The 17,743-nt window shown below is 71.4% G+C and carries 15 protein-coding genes; 11 read left to right on the forward strand and 4 right to left on the reverse strand.

The window, feature by feature from the left end; all coding sequences use genetic code 11:
* The first annotated feature begins 244 nt into the window (after positions 1 to 244).
* Complete coding sequence (gene gcl / locus ABT170_RS11420) at positions 245 to 2,029, forward strand: glyoxylate carboligase (protein WP_329942687.1); 1,785 nt, start codon at positions 245 to 247, stop codon at positions 2,027 to 2,029.
* 348 nt (positions 2,030 to 2,377) lie between these two features.
* Here gcl and ABT170_RS11425 read toward each other — a convergent pair whose 3' ends face one another.
* The 3 genes from ABT170_RS11425 to ABT170_RS11435 all read right to left on the reverse strand — a co-directional run bounded on the left by ABT170_RS11425 (position 2,378) and on the right by ABT170_RS11435 (position 5,787).
* Complete coding sequence (locus ABT170_RS11425; protein ID WP_329942689.1) at positions 2,378 to 3,835, reverse strand: catalase; 1,458 nt, start codon at positions 3,833 to 3,835, stop codon at positions 2,378 to 2,380.
* A gap of 187 nt (positions 3,836 to 4,022) precedes the next feature.
* Entirely contained in the window at positions 4,023 to 4,916 is an 894-nt protein-coding gene (locus ABT170_RS11430; RefSeq protein ID WP_329942690.1) for a 2-hydroxy-3-oxopropionate reductase, read from the reverse strand.
* A 49-nt stretch (positions 4,917 to 4,965) separates the two neighbouring features.
* Positions 4,966 to 5,787: a TIM barrel protein gene (locus ABT170_RS11435; RefSeq protein ID WP_351866095.1), complete on the reverse strand. Its 822-nt coding sequence runs from the start codon at positions 5,785 to 5,787 to the stop codon at positions 4,966 to 4,968.
* Between the two features lie 215 nt (positions 5,788 to 6,002).
* Between ABT170_RS11435 and ABT170_RS11440 the strand changes: the two genes are divergently transcribed.
* The 8 genes from ABT170_RS11440 (at position 6,003) to ABT170_RS11480 (ending at position 13,463) form a co-directional block, all read left to right on the forward strand.
* The gene (locus ABT170_RS11440; RefSeq protein WP_351866097.1) at positions 6,003 to 7,166 is read left to right on the forward strand and encodes a lactonase family protein; all 1,164 of its coding nucleotides are present in this window, start codon (positions 6,003 to 6,005) and stop codon (positions 7,164 to 7,166) included.
* 121 nt (positions 7,167 to 7,287) lie between these two features.
* A complete protein-coding gene (locus ABT170_RS11445) occupies positions 7,288 to 7,527 on the forward strand; it encodes a thiamine-binding protein (RefSeq protein WP_329942755.1) in 240 nt (79 codons plus the stop codon).
* On the forward strand, positions 7,524 to 7,922 hold the full coding sequence (locus ABT170_RS11450; RefSeq protein ID WP_443034279.1) for a helix-turn-helix domain-containing protein: 399 nt from the start codon (positions 7,524 to 7,526) through the stop codon (positions 7,920 to 7,922). The genes ABT170_RS11445 and ABT170_RS11450 overlap by 4 nt, the downstream gene beginning before the upstream one ends.
* A gap of 155 nt (positions 7,923 to 8,077) precedes the next feature.
* The gene (uraD, locus tag ABT170_RS11455; protein ID WP_351866100.1) at positions 8,078 to 8,584 is read left to right on the forward strand and encodes a 2-oxo-4-hydroxy-4-carboxy-5-ureidoimidazoline decarboxylase; all 507 of its coding nucleotides are present in this window, start codon (positions 8,078 to 8,080) and stop codon (positions 8,582 to 8,584) included.
* A 43-nt stretch (positions 8,585 to 8,627) separates the two neighbouring features.
* On the forward strand, positions 8,628 to 9,017 hold the full coding sequence (gene uraH / locus ABT170_RS11460) for a hydroxyisourate hydrolase (protein WP_329942694.1): 390 nt from the start codon (positions 8,628 to 8,630) through the stop codon (positions 9,015 to 9,017).
* Between the two features lie 5 nt (positions 9,018 to 9,022).
* Positions 9,023 to 9,946, forward strand: coding sequence for a factor-independent urate hydroxylase (gene pucL, locus ABT170_RS11465; protein ID WP_329942695.1), 924 nt, complete (start codon positions 9,023 to 9,025; stop codon positions 9,944 to 9,946).
* A gap of 360 nt (positions 9,947 to 10,306) precedes the next feature.
* Positions 10,307 to 11,695, forward strand: a complete 1,389-nt coding sequence (locus ABT170_RS11475; protein ID WP_329942696.1) for an 8-oxoguanine deaminase — start codon at positions 10,307 to 10,309, stop codon at positions 11,693 to 11,695.
* Between the two features lie 349 nt (positions 11,696 to 12,044).
* Entirely contained in the window at positions 12,045 to 13,463 is a 1,419-nt protein-coding gene (locus ABT170_RS11480) for a nucleobase:cation symporter-2 family protein (protein WP_329942697.1), read from the forward strand.
* A 141-nt stretch (positions 13,464 to 13,604) separates the two neighbouring features.
* On the opposite strand, the gene ABT170_RS11485 is transcribed toward ABT170_RS11480, so the two are convergent.
* Complete coding sequence (locus tag ABT170_RS11485; RefSeq protein ID WP_329942698.1) at positions 13,605 to 14,498, reverse strand: chitosanase; 894 nt, start codon at positions 14,496 to 14,498, stop codon at positions 13,605 to 13,607.
* 245 nt (positions 14,499 to 14,743) lie between these two features.
* On the opposite strand from ABT170_RS11485, the gene ABT170_RS11490 reads away from it, so the two are divergent.
* Positions 14,744 to 15,427 carry an alpha/beta fold hydrolase gene (locus ABT170_RS11490; RefSeq protein ID WP_329942699.1) on the forward strand — a complete coding sequence of 228 codons (684 nt, stop codon included), beginning with the start codon at positions 14,744 to 14,746 and terminating at the stop codon, positions 15,425 to 15,427.
* An 83-nt stretch (positions 15,428 to 15,510) separates the two neighbouring features.
* Positions 15,511 to 17,742 carry a hypothetical protein gene (locus ABT170_RS11495; protein ID WP_351866106.1) on the forward strand — a complete coding sequence of 744 codons (2,232 nt, stop codon included), beginning with the start codon at positions 15,511 to 15,513 and terminating at the stop codon, positions 17,740 to 17,742.
* The last annotated feature ends 1 nt before the right edge of the window (position 17,743 follow it).

Here is a 17,743-nt window from a genome sequence, read left to right on the forward strand (position 1 = left end):
CCCTCGTCCCGCCCATCGTCTACCAAGAGCGAGGCCCTGGGGAGGGAATCGCCCGACTTCACGCGGCCCGGCGACGGCGCACCGCCCCGACGGCGCGCGCCCCGATGGTGCGCTGCCTTGACGGCACGGGAGCCTCGTTTTAGATTACTTCCGTATAGCAGAACCAAACTTCCGTAATGCGGAATTGGTGCTCTCAGGTGGCGCGACAGAGCCCGACTCCACCAAGCCCGAGCAGGAGCACTCAATGCCTCGTATGACCGCTGCCCGAGCGGCAGTTGAGATCCTCAAGCGCGAAGGTGTCCGTAACGCGTTCGGTGTGCCGGGTGCGGCGATCAACCCGTTCTACGCGGCCCTCAAGGCATCCGGCGGGGTTCACCACACCCTGGCCCGGCACGTCGAGGGCGCGTCCCACATGGCGGAGGGGTACACCCGCGCCGGGGCGGGGAACATCGGCGTCTGCATCGGTACGTCGGGCCCGGCGGGCACGGACATGATCACCGGTCTGTACTCCGCCATCGCCGACTCCGTCCCGATCCTCTGCATCACCGGCCAGGCCCCGACCGCGGTCCTGCACAAGGAGGACTTCCAGGCCGTCGACATCGCGTCCATCGCCGGGCCGGTCACCAAGGCCGCGACCACGGTGCTGGAGGCCGCCCAGGTCCCCGGTGTCTTCCAGCAGGCCTTCCATCTGATGCGCACCGGCCGGCCCGGCCCGGTCCTCATCGACCTGCCGATCGATGTGCAGCTCACCGAGATCGAGTTCGACCCCGACCTGTACGAGCCCCTGCCGGTCCACAGGCCCGCCGCGTCCCGCAGGCAGATCGAGCGGGCCGTCGAGATGATGAACGCCTCCGAGCGACCGCTGCTCGTCGCGGGCGGCGGCATCATCAACGCCGACGCCTCCGCGCTGCTGGTGGAGTTCGCCGAGCTGACCGGCGTCCCGGTCGTCCCCACCCTGATGGGCTGGGGCATCCTCGCCGACGACCACGAGCTGAACGCCGGCATGGTGGGCCTGCAGACCTCGCACCGCTACGGCAACGCGAACTTCCTGGAGTCCGACTTCGTCCTCGGCATCGGCAACCGCTGGGCCAACCGCCACACCGGCAGGCTGGACGTCTACACCCGGGGCCGTACGTTCGTCCACGTCGACATCGAGCCCACCCAGCTCGGCAGGATCTTCGCCCCCGATCTCGGCATCGCCTCCGACGCCGGGGCCGCGTTGAAGCTCTTCGTCGAGGTGGCACACGAACTGAGGGCGGCGGGCCGGCTCAAGGACCGCTCGGCCTGGGCCGCCTCCACGCAGGAGCGCAAGGCCACGCTCCAGCGCCGGACCCACTTCGACGACGTGCCGCTCAAACCGCAGCGCGTGTACGAGGAGATGAACCGGGCGTTCGGGCCCGAGACCCGCTACGTCACCACCATCGGGCTCTCCCAGATCGCCGGCGCGCAGATGCTGCACGTCTTCAAGCCGCGCCACTGGATCAACTGCGGCCAGGCGGGCCCGCTCGGCTGGACGATCCCGGCGGCGCTGGGTGTGGCCACCGCGGACCCGGACGGCTCGGTGGTCGCGCTCTCCGGTGACTACGACTTCCAGTTCATGCTGGAGGAACTGGCCGTGGGCGCGCAGCACCGCATCCCGTACGTCCACGTCCTGGTCAACAACTCCTACCTGGGGCTCATCCGCCAGGCGCAGCGCAACTTCGACATCGACTTCCAGGTCAGCCTGGAGTTCGAGAACCTCAACTCGCCGGAGCTCGGGGTCTACGGCGTCGACCACGTCAAGGTCGTCGAGGGCCTCGGCTGCAAGGCGATCCGGGTCACCGAGCCGGACCGGCTGCTGCCGGCCTTCGAGGAGGCGAAGAAGCTCGCCGCGGAGTTCCGGGTGCCGGTGGTCGTCGAGGCGATCCTGGAGCGCGTCACGAACATCGCGATGAGCGGCACCGACATCGCCTCGGTCAACGAGTTCGAGGACGTCGCGACGGAGCCGGCCCACGCGCCCACCGCGATCCGCCCCCTCGCGGTGTCCTGATCCGGAGCCGCACCCGGCCCCTTCCTCCGCTCTCCCGGGGGGAAGGGGCCTTTCCGCCGCAGGCGGGGCACCCGTCCGGTGCGGGGAACGGCGTAAGGGCGCGGAGTACGGAGGACACCCGTACTCCGCGCCCTCGCGCGGACAGATGGGGAACGGTGCGGAGCGGGCGCAACGGGACCGCGGCGCCGGCGATGGGTCCGCGACGGCCGCCTCCTTCAGGTCGGAGGGCGGCGTCCGGCCCCGTCACCACCGCACTGGCGTCGCTCGGCCGCCGCGGCCCCGGCCTGCCCGCGCCGCGCGGACCCCTCATCCGGGTGCGCGGCGCGGGCAGGGCCCGGGAGCGGAGGCTCAGTCCTCGCGCAGGGCGCGGACCGCCTCCTCCACGCGCCGGCCGTAGTCGGCGTCGGCGGCACGGAAGTGGGCGAGGTTCTTCTCGATCACATCGTCGCGGGTGACCTGAGAGAGGCCCCCGGCGATGTTGGCGACCAGCCGGCCCTTCTCGTCCTCGGACATCAGCCGGAACAGCTCGCCCGCCTGGAAGAAGTCGTCGTCCTTGGTGTGGGCGGGCGCCTCATGGGTGCCGGTCCAGCCGTGGACGGCGAGCGGGGCGGCGAGCGCCGCTCCGGTCTGCGCGGGACCGTCGTACGAGTTGGGCTCGTAGTTCTTGTCGTGGCGCGAGCCGTTGCGGGTGGCCATCAGACCGTCGCGGCCGTAGTTGTCCGCGGTGGCGGCCCTGGGGGCGTTGACCGGGAGCTGGGTGTGGTTGACGCCCAGCCGGTAGCGGTGCGCGTCCGCGTAGGCGAACAGCCGGCCCTGGAGCATCTTGTCGGGGGAGGGGCCGATGCCGGGCACGAAGTTGTTCGGGGAGAACGCGGCCTGCTCGACCTCGGCGAAGACGTTGTCCGGGTTGCGGTCCAGGACGAGCCGGCCCACCCGCTGGAGCGGGTGGTCGCTGTGCGGCCAGACCTTGGTCACATCGAACGGGTTGAAGCGGTATCCGGCGGCCTCGGCGGCAGGCATGATCTGCACGTACAGCGTCCAGGACGGGTTGACGCCGCGTTCGATGGCCTGGAGCAGGTCCGTCTGGTGCGAGCCGGGGTCCTTGCCGGCCAGTTCGGCGGCCTGGTCGGTGGAGAGGGAGCGCACTCCCTGGTTCGTCTTGAAGTGGTACTTGACGAAGAAGGCTTCGCCCTGGGCGTTCGTCCACTGGTAGGTGTGCGAGCCGTAGCCGTTCATATGGCGGTACGAGGCGGGGATGCCGCGGTCGCCCATCAGCCAGGTGACCTGGTGCGTGGCCTCGGGGGCGTGCGCCCAGAAGTCCCAGACGTTGTCCGGCTCCTGCCTGCCGGTGAACGGGTCGCGCTTCTGCGAGTGGATGAAGTCGGGGAACTTGACCGGGTCCTTGATGAAGAACACCGGGGTGTTGTTGCCGACCAGGTCGTAATTGCCCTCCTCCGTATAGAACTTGAGGGCGAAGCCGCGCGGGTCCCGGACGGCGTCGGCGCCGCCCAGGGAGTCGGCCACCGTGGAGAACCGTATGAACGTCTCGGTGCGGCGGCCCACTTCGGAGAGGAAGGCGGCGCGGGTGAAGCCGGTGACGTCGTCGGTCACCTCGAAGTATCCGTAGGCGCCGGAACCGCGGGCGTGCACCACGCGCTCCGGGATGCGCTCACGGTTGAAGCGGGCGAGCTTCTCCAGGAGGTGCTGGTCCTGGAGGAGGATCGGTCCACCGACGCCGGCGGTGGCGGAGTTCTGGTTGTCGGCGACCGGGGCGCCTGACTCGGTCGTGAGCACACGCTTAGCCATATGTCGGGATGACCTTCCGTACGGAGCTGCTGACGGCTTGGGGAGCGTAGGTTCGCCGGGAACGGTGCGTCAACAGTTTGTTGAAATCGGGGAGATGGGTCCGGACCGCGGTGGCGCCTGGGCGCGACAGGACAGGTGTCAGCGCCACCGCGGCCCGGAGTTCAGGGGCCCCGGGCGGGGCCGGGGGTCAGACCCGCGTGCCGGAGAGGCGCTCGACGGAGCGCAGCAGGGCCGAGTGGTCCAGCCCGCCGTCCCCCTGCGCGCGCAGGGAGGCGACCAGTTGGGCCACGACGGTGCCGACGGGCAGCGCGGCGCCGACCTCGCGGGCGGCGTCCGTGACGATGCCCATGTCCTTGTGGTGCAGATCGATCCGGAAACCCGGCGCGAAGTCGCGCTTGAGGAAGTTGTCCTTCTTGCGGGTCAGCACGGTCGAACCGGCCAGTCCTCCGTTGAGGACGTCGAGCGCGGCGGCGAGGTCGACCCCGGACTTCTCCAGGAAGACCACGGCCTCGGCGCACGCCTGGATGTTGACCGCGACGATCAGCTGGTTGGCGGCCTTCACCGTCTGGCCGGAGCCGTGCGGGCCGCAGAGGACGATCGTCCTGCCGAGCGCTTCGAGCAGCGGCCCGGCCGCGTCGAAGTCCGCCCGCTCGCCGCCCACCATGATCGACAGTACGGCCTCGACGGCGCCGGCCTCGCCGCCGGACACCGGGGCGTCCAGTACGCGGATGCCCTTGTCCCGGGCGTGGCCGGCGAGGTCCACGGAGGTCTGCGGGGTGATCGAGGACATGTCGATCAGCAGCGCGCCGCGCCGGGCGTTCTCCAGGATGCCCTCGGGGCCGTACGCGATGGCCTCGACCTGCGGGGAGGCGGGCACCATCGTGACGATGACATCGGCGTCCGCGACCGCGCCGGCGATCGAGGAGGCGCCCTTGCCGCCGGCCGCGACCAGACGGTCGATCTTGTCCTGCTCCAGGGTGTACCCGGTGACGTCGTAACCGGCCCTGATCAGGTTCTCGGACATGGGGGAGCCCATGATGCCGAGCCCGATCCACGCAACCTTGGGGAGGTTGTTGCTCATGAGGGTGCCTTCCTGGAAAACGGGTGTACGTGAGGGGGTTCGGCGTCCCCTACCGGGGGAGCCACGCGAAGGACTCGGCGCTCGGCCGGTCGCCCGGCTTGTACTCCAGGCCGACCCGTCCCGCGTAGCCGGCCCCGGCCAGCTCGTCCAGGAGCCGCTCCAGCGGCAGCGAGCCGGTGCCCGGCGCGCCGCGTCCCGGGTTGTCGGCGATCTGGACGTGGCCGGTCTTCGCGGCGTACGCCTTGATCACCTGGCTCAGGTCCTCGCCGTTCATCGACAGGTGGTAGAGGTCCATCAGGAACTTCGCGTTCCCCAGGCCCGTCGCCGCGTTGACCCTGTCGACGATCGCGATCCCGGCCGGCGCGCTCACCAGTGGATAGCGCGGCGACTCCGCCGCGTTGAGGGTCTCGATCAGCAGGACCGCCCCGATCCGGTCGGCGGCCCGTGCGGCCACCACCAGGTTCTCCAGGGCGAGTTGGTCCTGCACGGTCGGGTCCACGCCGTTGACCCGGTTGCCGTACAGCGCGTTGAGGGCCTTGCAGCCGACCGAGGCCGCGAACGCCGCCGCCACCTCGATGTTGGCGCGGAAGCGGTCCGACTCCGGGCCGGGCACGGAGAGTGCGCCGCGGTCGGGGCCGGGCAGCTGTCCGGCGTAGAGGTTCAGCCCCACCAGCCGGGTGCCGGCGTCGTCGAGCGCCTGCTTGAGCGCGTCGAGCTCCGCCTGTGGCGGGGTGGGGGTCTCGGTCCAGGGCCACCACAGCTCGACCGCGGTGAAGCCCGCCGCGGCGGCTGCCGCGGGGCGCTCCAGGAGCGGGACTTCCGTGAAGAGGATCGAGAGGTTCACATCGAAGCGCTGGTCCGGGTATCCCATGAGGGGTTCGGCGCTCCTTCCGTATTGCGGAAGTTAGTTTCTGCGTAACGGAAGATTGCCCGGCGGGTGATGGGGCTGTCAAGGGGGTGCCCGAAATCCGGCGGACGTGGCGCGCGGGGCGGCGGCCCGGAGGGTCCCCTTGCTGACGGGCCCCGGACCGGGCCAGGGTGGCTGCGCATCCGAAGCAACCGCCCCCCCCACATGAGGTGCCTCGCATGAATCACACCGCCACCACCCGTCGCAGCCTTCTCGGAGCCCTGCTGGCGGGTGCCGCCCTGTCCGCCGCCCCCGCCGCGGCGACCGGTTCCCTGCCCGCGGCCGTACCGCCGGCCGCCCCGCGCGCCACCCGGCCGCTCCTCCTCGGTACGTACACCTCGGACCCGGGCGGTGGCACCGGGATCGGCACCGCCACGTACGACACCACCACCGGGGCCCTCACCACGGGTCCCGTGATCAGTGGCGTCGACAACCCCTCGTACCTCGCCGCGCACCCGTCCGGCGCCACCGTCTACGCCGTCGACGAGCAGCGGCAGGGCGGTGTGACGGCGATCGCCCTGGCGCCGGACGGGTCCCACCGGGTGCTCGGCACCCGCGGCACCGGCGGCGCCGGTCCCACCCATCTGTCCGTGCACCCCACGGGAAAGTGGCTGCTCAGCGCGAATTACACCTCGGGCAGTGTCGCGGTGCACCCCATCGCCGACGACGGCTCGCTGGGTGAACGCACGGACCTCGTCGCACACACCTCACCGCCGCCCGGACCGGGCCAGGACGGGCCGCGCGCCCACCAGATCCTCACCTCGCCCGACGGCGGCCATGTCCTCGCCGTCGATCTGGGCAACGACACCGTGTACACCTACCGGCTGGACACGGCCGCCGGGACCCTGGCCGAAGTCTCCCGCGCGGCGCTGGAGCCGGGGGCGGGACCGCGGCATATCACCTTCCACCCCGGCGGGCGCTTCGCCTACCTGGCCTGCGAGCTGGACAACACCACCGTCGTCTGCGGGTACGACCCCGCCACCGGCACCCTGACGCCCGGAGCCGGCCAGTCCACCGGAACCGGCCCCGGTACCAGCTACCCCGCCCAGCTGCTCGTGACCGCCGACGGCGCCTTCGCCTATCTGGCCAACCGGGGGCACAACAGCCTCACCCGTTACGCGGTCGAGCGGGACGGCGCGGCGCTCCGGCTGCTGGACACCGTGCCGGTCCGCGGCGACTTCCCCCGCCAGATCGCCTTCTCCCCGGACGGTGCCCTGCTCTTCGCCGCCAACCAGCGCTCGTCCACCGTCACCGTCTTCCGGGTGGACCGGGCCGACGGCGCGCTGAGCCCCGCGGGTGAACCGGTGAGCGCCCCGGTGGCGGTCTGCGTGCTGCCGCTCTGAGAGCGGGCCCGCGACCGCCCGCCGCCCGTCACCAGCGGGTTAAGGTCGTGGCCGAACCGCGGAGGCCCGCCTCCGCGGCGGCTACCGGCAAGGACATCAGGGAGGCACCGTGCGCTTGAGGGTGGAATTCACCACCGAGCCCTTCGATCTCGACGAGGCACCCGCCCACGCGGTGGTGGCCCGCGAGGTCATCCAGTCGGCCGAACTCGACGCGGTGGACGTCGGCCCGTTCGGCAACACGGCGGAAGGGCGCGCGGACGAGGTGCTCACCGCCGTGGGCTCCCTGCTGCGCGAGGCCCTGGCCTCCGGCGCCACCCGGGTCTCGCTCCAGGTCAACGTGATCGGGGAGGAAGCGCGGTGACCGGATCGGCGGATCAGCACCTGGACGCGGTGGACCACCCCCTGGTCGCCGCGGTGAAGCCGCTCGTCGACGCCATGGGCGCCGAACTGCTGGGCCCCGAGCTGGCGCAGGCGGACGATGTGGTGCTCGCGTGGGAGGGGGAGGACGTCGTCGCCGTACGGCTGCCGCAGCTCTCCGACTCGCTGGACCGCATTCTCGCCGCGATGGAACGACGGCACGGGATGCCGCTCGCCGAGCTGGACCGCCGGACGAAGCAGTCCGTCGTCCGGGCCCTGGAGGCGCGCGGCGCCTTCTCCGTACGGCATGGAGTGGAGACCGTGGCGGGTGCTCTGGGGGTCAGCCGCTTCACCGTCTACAACTACTTGAATAGGGAAAATGCCGCCAAGGGTGAGTAGTTGAGCGAACATCGAGGAAAGCCGCCGTCCGCATGCCGGGACGGCGGCTTTCCTCGTCCGCGAGATTTCAACAAAGTGTTGACGTGATGTTGCCGAGGGCGTTAGCTATCCGCAGCCCGTACGACGCACAGCGGAAAACAGCCACGGAGGCTCCCGTGACTTCGAGCTCCACACCGGGCCTCGCCCGGTTCAACACCCTGGCGGACAACGTGGCCATCGCCGCACTGCACGAGGTCTGTGCCAGTGCGGCCTGGGGGAGGGCCATCCTCTCCCGGCGCCCGTACGCCACGGCCGACGCCCTTCTCGCCGCGAGCGACGCCACCACGGCCCATCTCACCGCGGCGGATCTGGCCGAGGCGATGGCCGGCCACCCGCCGATCGGCCGCCCGAAGCCCGGGGACCCGGTCTCCTCCCGTGAACAGCGGGGGATGGCCGGTGCCTCCGAGGAGCTCAAGACCGAGATGCTCGAACTGAACCTGGCCTACCAGGAGCGCTTCGGACATGTCTTCCTGATCTGCGCCACCGGCGCCACCGGTGAGCGGATGCGCGACGCGCTGAAGACCCGGACCGGGAACTCTCCCGAGCGGGAGCGCGAGATCGTGCGCACCGAACTGGGCAAGATCAACCGCATCCGGCTGACCCGCCTCGTACAGGACTCCTGAGAGCAACCTCGTACAGGTCTCTTGAGAACAAGGAGCAACGGTCTTGAGCACCGACACCACCGCATCGGTGTCCACGCATGTGCTGGACACCAGCATCGGCCGCCCCGCCGGGGCCGTCACCGTCTCCCTCGCCGCCCGCGGCGGCGCCGGAGCGGAGTATGTGACGCTCGGCGCGTCCGCGACCGATGCGGACGGGCGCTGCAAGGACCTGCCGGCACTGCCGGAGGGCACCACCCATGTACGGCTCGTCCTCGACACCGGGTCGTACTTTTCCCAGAAGCAAGCCGAGGCGCAGCAGGACGCCCCCCGCGTAAGGGACAGCGGTGCGTTCTTCCCGGAAGTGGCGATCGCGTTCGCCGTCGAGCCGGGCGAGCACTATCACGTACCGCTGCTGCTCAACCCGTTCGGCTACTCCGTTTACCGAGGGAGCTAGCAGACATGCCCACGATTCTCGGCCAGAACCAGTACGGCAAAGCGGAGAACCGCGTCGTCAGGATCACGCGGGACGGCGACACCCACCACATCAAGGACCTGAACGTCTCGGTCGCGCTCTCCGGCGACATGGACGATGTGCACTACTCCGGCTCCAACGCCCATGTCCTGCCGACCGACACCACGAAGAACACGGTGTACGCGTTCGCCAAGAAGTACGGCATAGAGTCCGCCGAACAGTTCGGCATCCATCTCGCCCGGCACTTCCTCACCTCGCAGGAGCCGATCGAGGTCGCCCGGATCAGGATCGAGGAGTACTCCTGGGAGCGCATAGCGACCTCCGACGCCAACTCCAGGTTCATCGGCGCCGACGAGGTCAAGCACTCCTTCGTCCGCAAGGGGCAGGAGACCCGCACCACCCAGATCACCTACGACGGCTCGAACTGGCAGATCATCTCGGGGCTCAAGGACCTCACCGTGATGAACTCGACCAACTCCGAGTTCTGGGGCTACGTGAAGGACCGGTACACGACGCTCAAGGAGGCGCACGACCGCATCCTCGCGACCGAGGTGTCCGCCAAGTGGCGGTACGGCTGGACCAGCGACGAGCAGCGGATGCCGAACTGGGAGAAGTCCTACGAGCAGGCGCGCAAGCACATGCTCCACGCCTTCGCCGAGACGTACTCGCTCTCGCTCCAGCAGACCCTGTACCAGATGGGTTCGCGCATCATCAACAGCCGCAGCGAGATCGACGAGATCCGCTTCTCGCTGCCCAACAAGCACCACTTCCTGGTGGACCTGGAGCCGTTCGGCCTCAAGAACGACAACGAGGTCTACTTCGCGGCGGACCGGCCGTACGGCCTGATCGAGGCCACCGTGCTCCGGGACGGCGTCGAGCCGCAGATCCCGGTCGACATGACCAACCTCTGACGCGGAACTGAGCCGGCCCCGTCCGCCCACAGCCGGGCGGGGGCCGGCCCTCCCGGAGGGAACCCCCATGGCACAGCCCGCGACGGGTCCGGCGAAAGGCCCGTGTTCCGCTCCACCGGCCGCTGCCGGTACGGAAGTTCACCCGGTGGGCGAGAGACCTCCGCCCTCGCGGCCCGCCCCCGCCGTGCTCCGGCACGGCGCCGCCGTGCACGCGGGCCTCGTCACTCCGCCACTGATCAACAGCGGCGCCACACCCTGTTCCTCCACCATCTCGGCACCCACAGCCGCAACGCTGTGGCACTCAAATCCTCCTGGGGTCCTGCCGTGCCCACATCGCCGATGAGAGAAGAAGGAAGCACCATGGCAGCTTCGGCAGACCCTCAGCGCATCGTCATCGAGAACTGCTCGATCGCGACCGTCGACGCCCACGACACCGAGTACGCATCGGGGCATGTCGTCGTGGCGGGCAACCGCATCGAGTCCGTCGGCGCGGGCAGGGCACCGGAGGGCCTGACCGGCGTCGTACGCCGGGTCGACGGCACCGGACACCTCGCGACTCCCGGCCTGGTCAACACCCACCACCACTTCTACCAGTGGATCACCCGCGGTCTGGCGACGGACCACAACCTCTTCGACTGGCTGGTCGCGCTGTACCCGACCTGGGCGCGCATCGACGAGCCGATGGTCCGCGCCGCCGCCCAGGGCTCCCTGGCGATGATGGCCCGCGGCGGTGTCACCACCGCGATGGACCACCACTACGTCCACCCCGAGGGCTCCGGTGACCTCTCCGGTGCCATCATCGGAGCCGCCCGCGACATGGGCGTGCGCTTCACCCTCGCCCGGGGCTCCATGGACCGCAGCGAGAAGGACGGCGGTCTGCCGCCGGACTTCGCCGTCGAGACGCTGGAGGGCGCGCTCGCCGGGACCGAGGCGGCCATCGACGCACACCACGACGCCTCGTTCGGCTCGATGACCCGGATCGCCGTCGCCCCCTGCTCGCCGTTCTCCGTCTCCACCGAACTGATGCGGCAGGGGGCCGAGCTGGCCCGCCGTCGCGGCGTCCGGCTGCACACCCACGGCTCCGAGACGGTCGAGGAGGAGCGGTTCTGCAAAGAACTGTTCGGGATGGGGCCGACCGACTACTTCGAGTCGACCGGCTGGCTCGGCGACGATGTGTGGATGGCGCACTGCGTCCACATGAACGACTCCGACATCGCCGCCTTCGCCCGTACGGGAACGGGCGTCGCCCACTGCCCGTCCTCCAACGCCCGCCTCGCCGCCGGTATCGCCAGGGTCCCCGACATGCTCGCCGCGGGCGTCCCGGTCGGCCTCGGCGTCGACGGCACCGCCTCCAACGAGTCCGGCGAACTCCACACCGAGCTGCGCAACGCCCTGCTGATCAACCGCCTCGGCGCCCACCGCGAGAAGGCCCTGAACGCCCGTCAGGCGCTGCGCCTGGCCACGTACGGCGGTGCCCAGGTCCTCGGACGGGCCGGCCAGATCGGTTCGCTGGAGGCCGGGAAGCTCGCCGACCTGGTGCTCTGGAAGCTGGACACCCTGGCCCACGCCTCCATCGCCGACCCGGTGACCGCGCTCGTCCTCGGTGCCGCGGCCCCCGTCACCCTCTCCCTCATCGACGGCAAGCCCGTCGTCGAGGGGAACCACCTGATCACGGTGGACGAGGACGTGATCGCCCGCGCCACCCGCGACGAGGCCCGCCGCCTCGCGCGGATCGCCGCCGGAGCCTGACGCTCCGCGGCCCCCCGACCGGCCGGACGAGGGGGACGGCCCACGTCCGGCCGCCGCGGACCCGAGCGGGGTCCACGGCAAGCCGGTCCGCGGGGCGCGCCCGAACGCGCGCCCCGCGGACCGGTGACGAACGCTGCCCGCGAGAGCGCGCGGCGCACCCCCGCCGCACAACCATGGGCACCCGCACCCTCAGTGACTCACCATCAACTGCGGGAGCGGCAGCCGCTGTTGGAAGAAGGAACAGCAGTGGTTCCGCACGACCTGCCGAGAGCCGCACCACCGCACCGCTTCGCTCCACCTCCCTGACACCCACGTCGCCGACGACGTGTACCCGACCGGAGGAACCGCCGTGGCCGCTAAGCCCAGGTTTCGCAACGACGCAGTCGCAGGAACCGACCATAAGCACCCGGTCGACGAGACACTTCCCCCGCTGAAGATGTTCACCAGCGGGCTCCAGCACGTGGCCGCCATGTACGCCGGAGTGGTGGCCCCGCCCATGATCGTGGGGCCCGCCGTGGGTCTCACCGCCAAGGAGACCGCCTTCTTGATGGGGGCGAGCCTGTTCACCGCGGGCATAGCCACCCTTCTGCAGACCCTCGGCTTCTGGCGCATCGGCGCCCGGCTGCCGTTCGTCAACGGGGTCTCCTTCGCCGGAGTGACCCCGATGGTGGCGATCGGCAAGGACCGCGGGCACGACGGGATCGCCGTGATCTTCGGCGCGATCATCGTCGCCAGCCTTCTCGGATTCGTACTCGCCCCGTACTTCGGGAAGCTGGTCCGCTTCTTCCCGCCGGTCGTCACCGGGACCGTGATCACCCTGATCGGGGTCTCGCTGCTGCCGGTGGCCTTCAACTGGTCCCAGGGCGGGAACGCAGCGGCCGGCGACTACGGCTCGATGACCAACATCATCATGGCCGCCGGCACCCTCGTGATCGTGCTGGCCCTGCGCAGACTGCTGCGCGGCTTCCTCCAGCAGATCGCGATCCTGCTCGGCCTGGTCATCGGGACGCTGATCGCGATACCCGTCGGCATCACCGACTTCGGCGCCGTCCAGGACGCCGGACTGGTGGGCTTCCCGACGCCGTTCCACTTCGGCGGCCCGCAGTTCGAGCTCGCGGCGATCATCTCCATGTGCATCGTCATGCTGGTCTGCATGACCGAGTCCACCGCGGACATGCTGGCCCTCGGCAAGATCGTCGGGCGCCCGGCCGACGAGCGGACCATCGAGGGCGGGCTGCGGGCCGACACCCTGGGCAGTGCCATCAGCCCGCTGTTCAACGGCTTCATGTGCAGTGCCTTCGCCCAGAACATCGGGCTGGTCGCGATGACCGGGGTCCGCAGCCGATTCGTCGTTGCCGCGGGCGGCGGCATCCTGATCGTGCTCGGCCTGGTCCCGGTCGCCGCGTCCGTCATCGCACTGGTGCCCCTGCCGGTGCTCGGCGGTGCGGGCATCGTGCTGTTCGGTTCGGTCGCGGCGAGCGGCATCCAGACGCTGGCCACCGCCGCACTGGAGAAGGGCGAGAACGCGCTGATCGTGGCCGCCGCCGTGGGGATCGGCCTGATACCCATCGCCGCGCCGCGGTTCTACCACGCGTTCCCCGAGGACCTGCTCGTCGTCCTGGACTCGGGCATCTCCACCGGCTGTGTCGTGGCGATCCTGCTCAACCTGGCCTTCAACCACCTGGGGCGCACCCCCGAGGGGCCGGAGGAGGAGACCGCGAACGGGGACCGTGCGGTCCCCGCCGCGGCCGGTGCGGGCGTCCACTGAGCGGCCCGTACGGCGCTGTGGCGCGTACGGCGGTCCGCACGGGGGCCGCTCGTACGCGCCACAGGCGTGGACGGGTGGGTGCTCGTCAGGTCCGCCGAGATGCGGGGCCGTGAGAGTGGTGCCGGCGGTGCGGTGGCCGGGTCAGCCGATGTGGAAGCTGTCCCCGTACACCTTCCAGTCGAGCGGCGGGTCGAGGTTGAGGTTCCCCTTCTTCAGGAACACCCGCTGGGCGGTGTCGACCCGGCTGGTGTCCGAGTGGGCCTCCTCCTGCTCCATCGCCCAGACGCGGGCGTCGAGGAAGGCGTTGAGGTACGTCGTCTCGTTGCCGCCCTGCGACGGCGGCTTGGCCTTGGCCAGCGCGCGCTTGCGGATGGAACTGAAGCTGGTGCTGTCGCCGCCGTCGCCATGCATCACGATGGCGTCGTAGTAGGTGAACTGGCCGAGCGTGCCGAGACCGTCGGCCTTGCCCTGCTTGACCGCCGGGTTGAAGTAGACCCGGTCGCGCTCGTCGTTCTGGGCCTGCTTGAACGCCGAGTCGGACGCGGCCTTCACCCAGTCCTTGGTGAAGTTCGGGTCGAGACCCTCGTGCGAGGGGGTGCCGTCGACCTCGCGCAGCGCGGGCAGGTACTTCGCCAGGACATTGCCCGGCTTGCGGTCGGTGTACAGCTCGACCAGGTCGAGCATGTCACCGGTGCCGGAGCAGAAGCCGATGATGCCCGCCGTGTAGCCGCGGTCGTCGTCGATGTCCTCGATGTACTTGTACTGCGACTTCCAGTCCAGCGAGGAGTTCTCCGCGCTGGAGACCAGCTGCATGGCGATCTCCTTCTTCGCCGGATCGTCCAGCCCGCTCGCGGCGGCCCTGAGCGGCTGTGCGGCCCGCGCGGGCCGGTCCGCCGAAGGGCGGGAGGGGGCGTCGTCGGCGTGGGCGGCGAGGGGGATCGCCGTGAGAGCCAGCCCGAGCGTCACGGCGGCGATGCCGACGGGGCGGATGAGCCGGGTGGTGCGACGTACGGTGCCGTCTTGGGGGTTGTGCACCTGTCCTCCAGGGGAGTTCGCCGTGCCGGAGTTCTGTTAGGAAGCTTTACTATCAGGGTGGTAGGTGTGCCGTACACCCCTTCGGCACAAGTGAGTTGAGGGCGGTGGTCCCGCCGCGGTCCGGAGACGGAACGGCCCCGCCTCGCGCGGGGGACGCGCGGTGCGGGGCCGGTGGACGACTGCGCTCCACCGGGCGGGGACGGGGCCGGGAGCCGGAGGGTCGCCCGGCCTGTAGCGTCAGGGGCATGGAAGATCAGTCTGTTGTGGATGTCGGCGATGTGCGGCTGGCGTACCGGGCCTGGGGTGACCAGTACGGTTCCCCGGTCGTCCTGCTGCACGGTCTCGGCGGCTCCGCCGCGAACTGGGAGGCGGCCGGAAGCCTGCTCGGTGAGGAGTGGCGGGTGTTCGCCCTCGACCTGCGCGGGCACGGGGAGAGCGACTGGCCGGACGAGTACGGCCTGGACCTGATGCGCGACGATGTGCTCGGCTTCCTGGACGAACTGGAGCTCGACCGGGTCGGCCTGGCCGGTCACGGCATGGGCGGAGTCGTCGCCCAGCTGCTGGCCGAGGAGCACTCGGACCGGGTGGAGCGCCTCGTACTGGTGGAGACCCCCGCGCCATGGCCCGGGGAACCGGGACCGGCGGGGCGGCCCGAGGGGCCCGTGGACTACGACGGGAACGCCGTGCCCGCCGTCCGGGCCCAGCTGGCCGACCCCGACCCGCGGTGGGCGGAGGGCCTCGGCGAGATCGTCGCGCCGACGCTGCTCATCTCGGGCGGCCCGGAGAGCGGCATGCCGCAGGACCGGCTGCCCGACATGGCGTCCCTGATCCCCGACTGCCGGCTGATCACGGTTCCCGGTGGCCACCGGGTGCACGAGACCCGGGCCGATCAGGTCGCGCAGCAGATCACCGAGTTCTTCACCAGCTGACCGGGCCGGCCGCCGCTCGTCCTCCACGCCGCCGGGCCACGTGTCCGGCGGCGTTGTCAGTCCTCGCTGCCAAGATCTTCGGCATGGATCTCGCACCGTTCTTCGCCGAACTCGACGCACGGCCCTGGGCCGACTACGAACACGCCTACGGCAGCGCCGCCGATGTGCCGGACTGCCTGCGGGCGCTCGCCGGGGACGACGAGGAGGCGGCGGACGAAGCGCTCGGTGACCTCTACGCGAGCATTCTCCACCAGGGCTCGGTGTACGAGGCGTCCGCACAGGCGGTGCCGTTCCTGGCCCGGCTGGCCGCCCTGGGCATACGTACGGCCGACCTGCTGGCCCTGCTCGGCGGAATCGCGGAGGGCGGTGCGGAATTCGACGGCGAAGGCGACGGCGACGGCCGGAACGACGGGGCGGCCACGACCGCGGAGGCGGGGGAGGGCGAGGGGCCGGGGGAGAGCGACGAGGCCGCGTGCCGTCGGGCCGTCGTCGGCCAACTGCCCCTGCTGCTCGCCTCGGTCGGCTCCGATGACGCCGAAGTGCGGCAGTGCGCCGTCTGGGCCGCCGCGATGACCGGGGCGGCCGCGAGGGTGCTGCCGGTGCTCCGCGAGCGGGCCGCCGTCGAGAAGGTCCCGCTCGTGCGCGCCGAACTGCTGTCGGCCCTGGCGCAGCTGGACCCGGCGGGCACGGCGTCCGCGGCGACGGAGGCGATCGGCCCGGACCACCCGGCGGAGTTGCGGATCACGGCCCTGCTGGCCTGTGTGGACACCGGACTGCCCTGGGGCCGGAGTCACCACGGGGCGATGCTGTCGCTGCTCCCGGCCGAGGGCCTCATGACCGGCCGGGTCGACCAGTACCGCGCCGAGCCCCTGCTCCATGTCACCGACGCCCTGCTGCTCCGCGACACCGACGAGGACCGCGACGCGGCGTTCACCCTGCTCGACGCCGCACTGAGCAGCGCTTCACCCGAGGCGTGCGAGGAAGCGGTGCGGGCGGCCGAGTCCGCCTGCCGGCTCTCCCGCGGCGCGCCACAGCGGCTGGCCGCGCCCCTGCTCGCCCTGGCCACCGGCCCCCGCGGCGCGGACGTCCCGTCCGTACGGCAGGCCCTGAAGCCGCTCGGCGCACTCGCCGCGCCCGCGGCCGACACGCTGGCCCGCCTCGCGGAGGGGGAGGGGGACGCGGCCGACGGCGCGCTCGAAGTGCTGGTCGCCGTGGCTCCGGAGCGGGCCGCCCCGCTCCTCGCCCGGAATCCGGCCCAGCGTCCGCGCGCCCTCGACGCGGCATGCGGCGGGCACTTCGCGGCGGCACCGGCCCTGCCGTACGACTCCGTACTGCTCGCGGCGCTCCGGCAGTGGCTCACCACGCTGCGACCCGGCGGCAACAGCCCGTTCCGGGTGGCGGCCCTGCTGGAGTCCTGGGGTGCCGACGCGGCCGACGCCGTGCCCGAACTGTGCGCCGCGCTGCCCCGGTTCCCGCGGCTGGTGCCCAAGGTGCTGGCCGCGGTCTGCCCGCCCGGACAACGGGGAGCCGTGGGCGAACTGCTGCGCACGGCGGCCCGGTCCGGTCCGGCGGAGGACCGCTTCGAGGCCGCGCGGGCCCTGTACGCCCTGACCGGGGACGGCACTTTGCTGCTGGCCGCCGTCGCCGCCCGGCTGGCGGACGACCGCAACGGGATACGCGAGGCGGCTGCCGCCGCCGCGGAGCTGGGACCGGCAGCGGCGGGGCTCGTGCCCGCGCTGCGGGCCGCGTTCAACGCCCCCGGCGCACACCGCAGCATCCCCGAGATGCAGGCGGACATCGAGATCGCCGCGGCCCTGCACCGCATCACCGGCGACCCGGCGGAAGCCGTTCCGGTGCTGACCGGGGTGCTCTCCGACACCGAGATGACCTGGACCCGCTGGGCGTTCGTCCAGGCGACGAGGGTCGCCGCCGGACTCGGCACGGTCCCGGCGGACGGACCGCTCGTCCCCGCGCTGGAGGCGCTGCTGACGGATCCGGCGCAGGTGCCGGGTGCGGTGCTCGCCCTGCTCGCCCTCGCCCCCGGCCGGCTCGACGCGGGCAGGACGGCCGGGCTGCTGCTGGACGCGGCGGAGTCCGGAACCGCCCCGGTCGAGGCACTGGAGGCCCTGATCGCCCTCGGCCCGGAGGCGGGGACCGAGGACGTCCGTGGCCGGCTCGTCCGGCTGGCCGGACAGGACCTCAGACTGGAGGTGTCCGGTGTGCACGGCACCGCCGTACTCGTCGACGAGCGGGCGCGTGTGCGGGCCCGTGCCGCGGTGGGTGCGCTGGGCGGGGGAGCCGCGAGCGCCGGCTGAG

The sequence above is a fragment of the Streptomyces sp. NPDC001787 genome (genome assembly GCF_040297465.1).
Classification (GTDB): Bacteria; Actinomycetota; Actinomycetes; order Streptomycetales; family Streptomycetaceae; genus Streptomyces.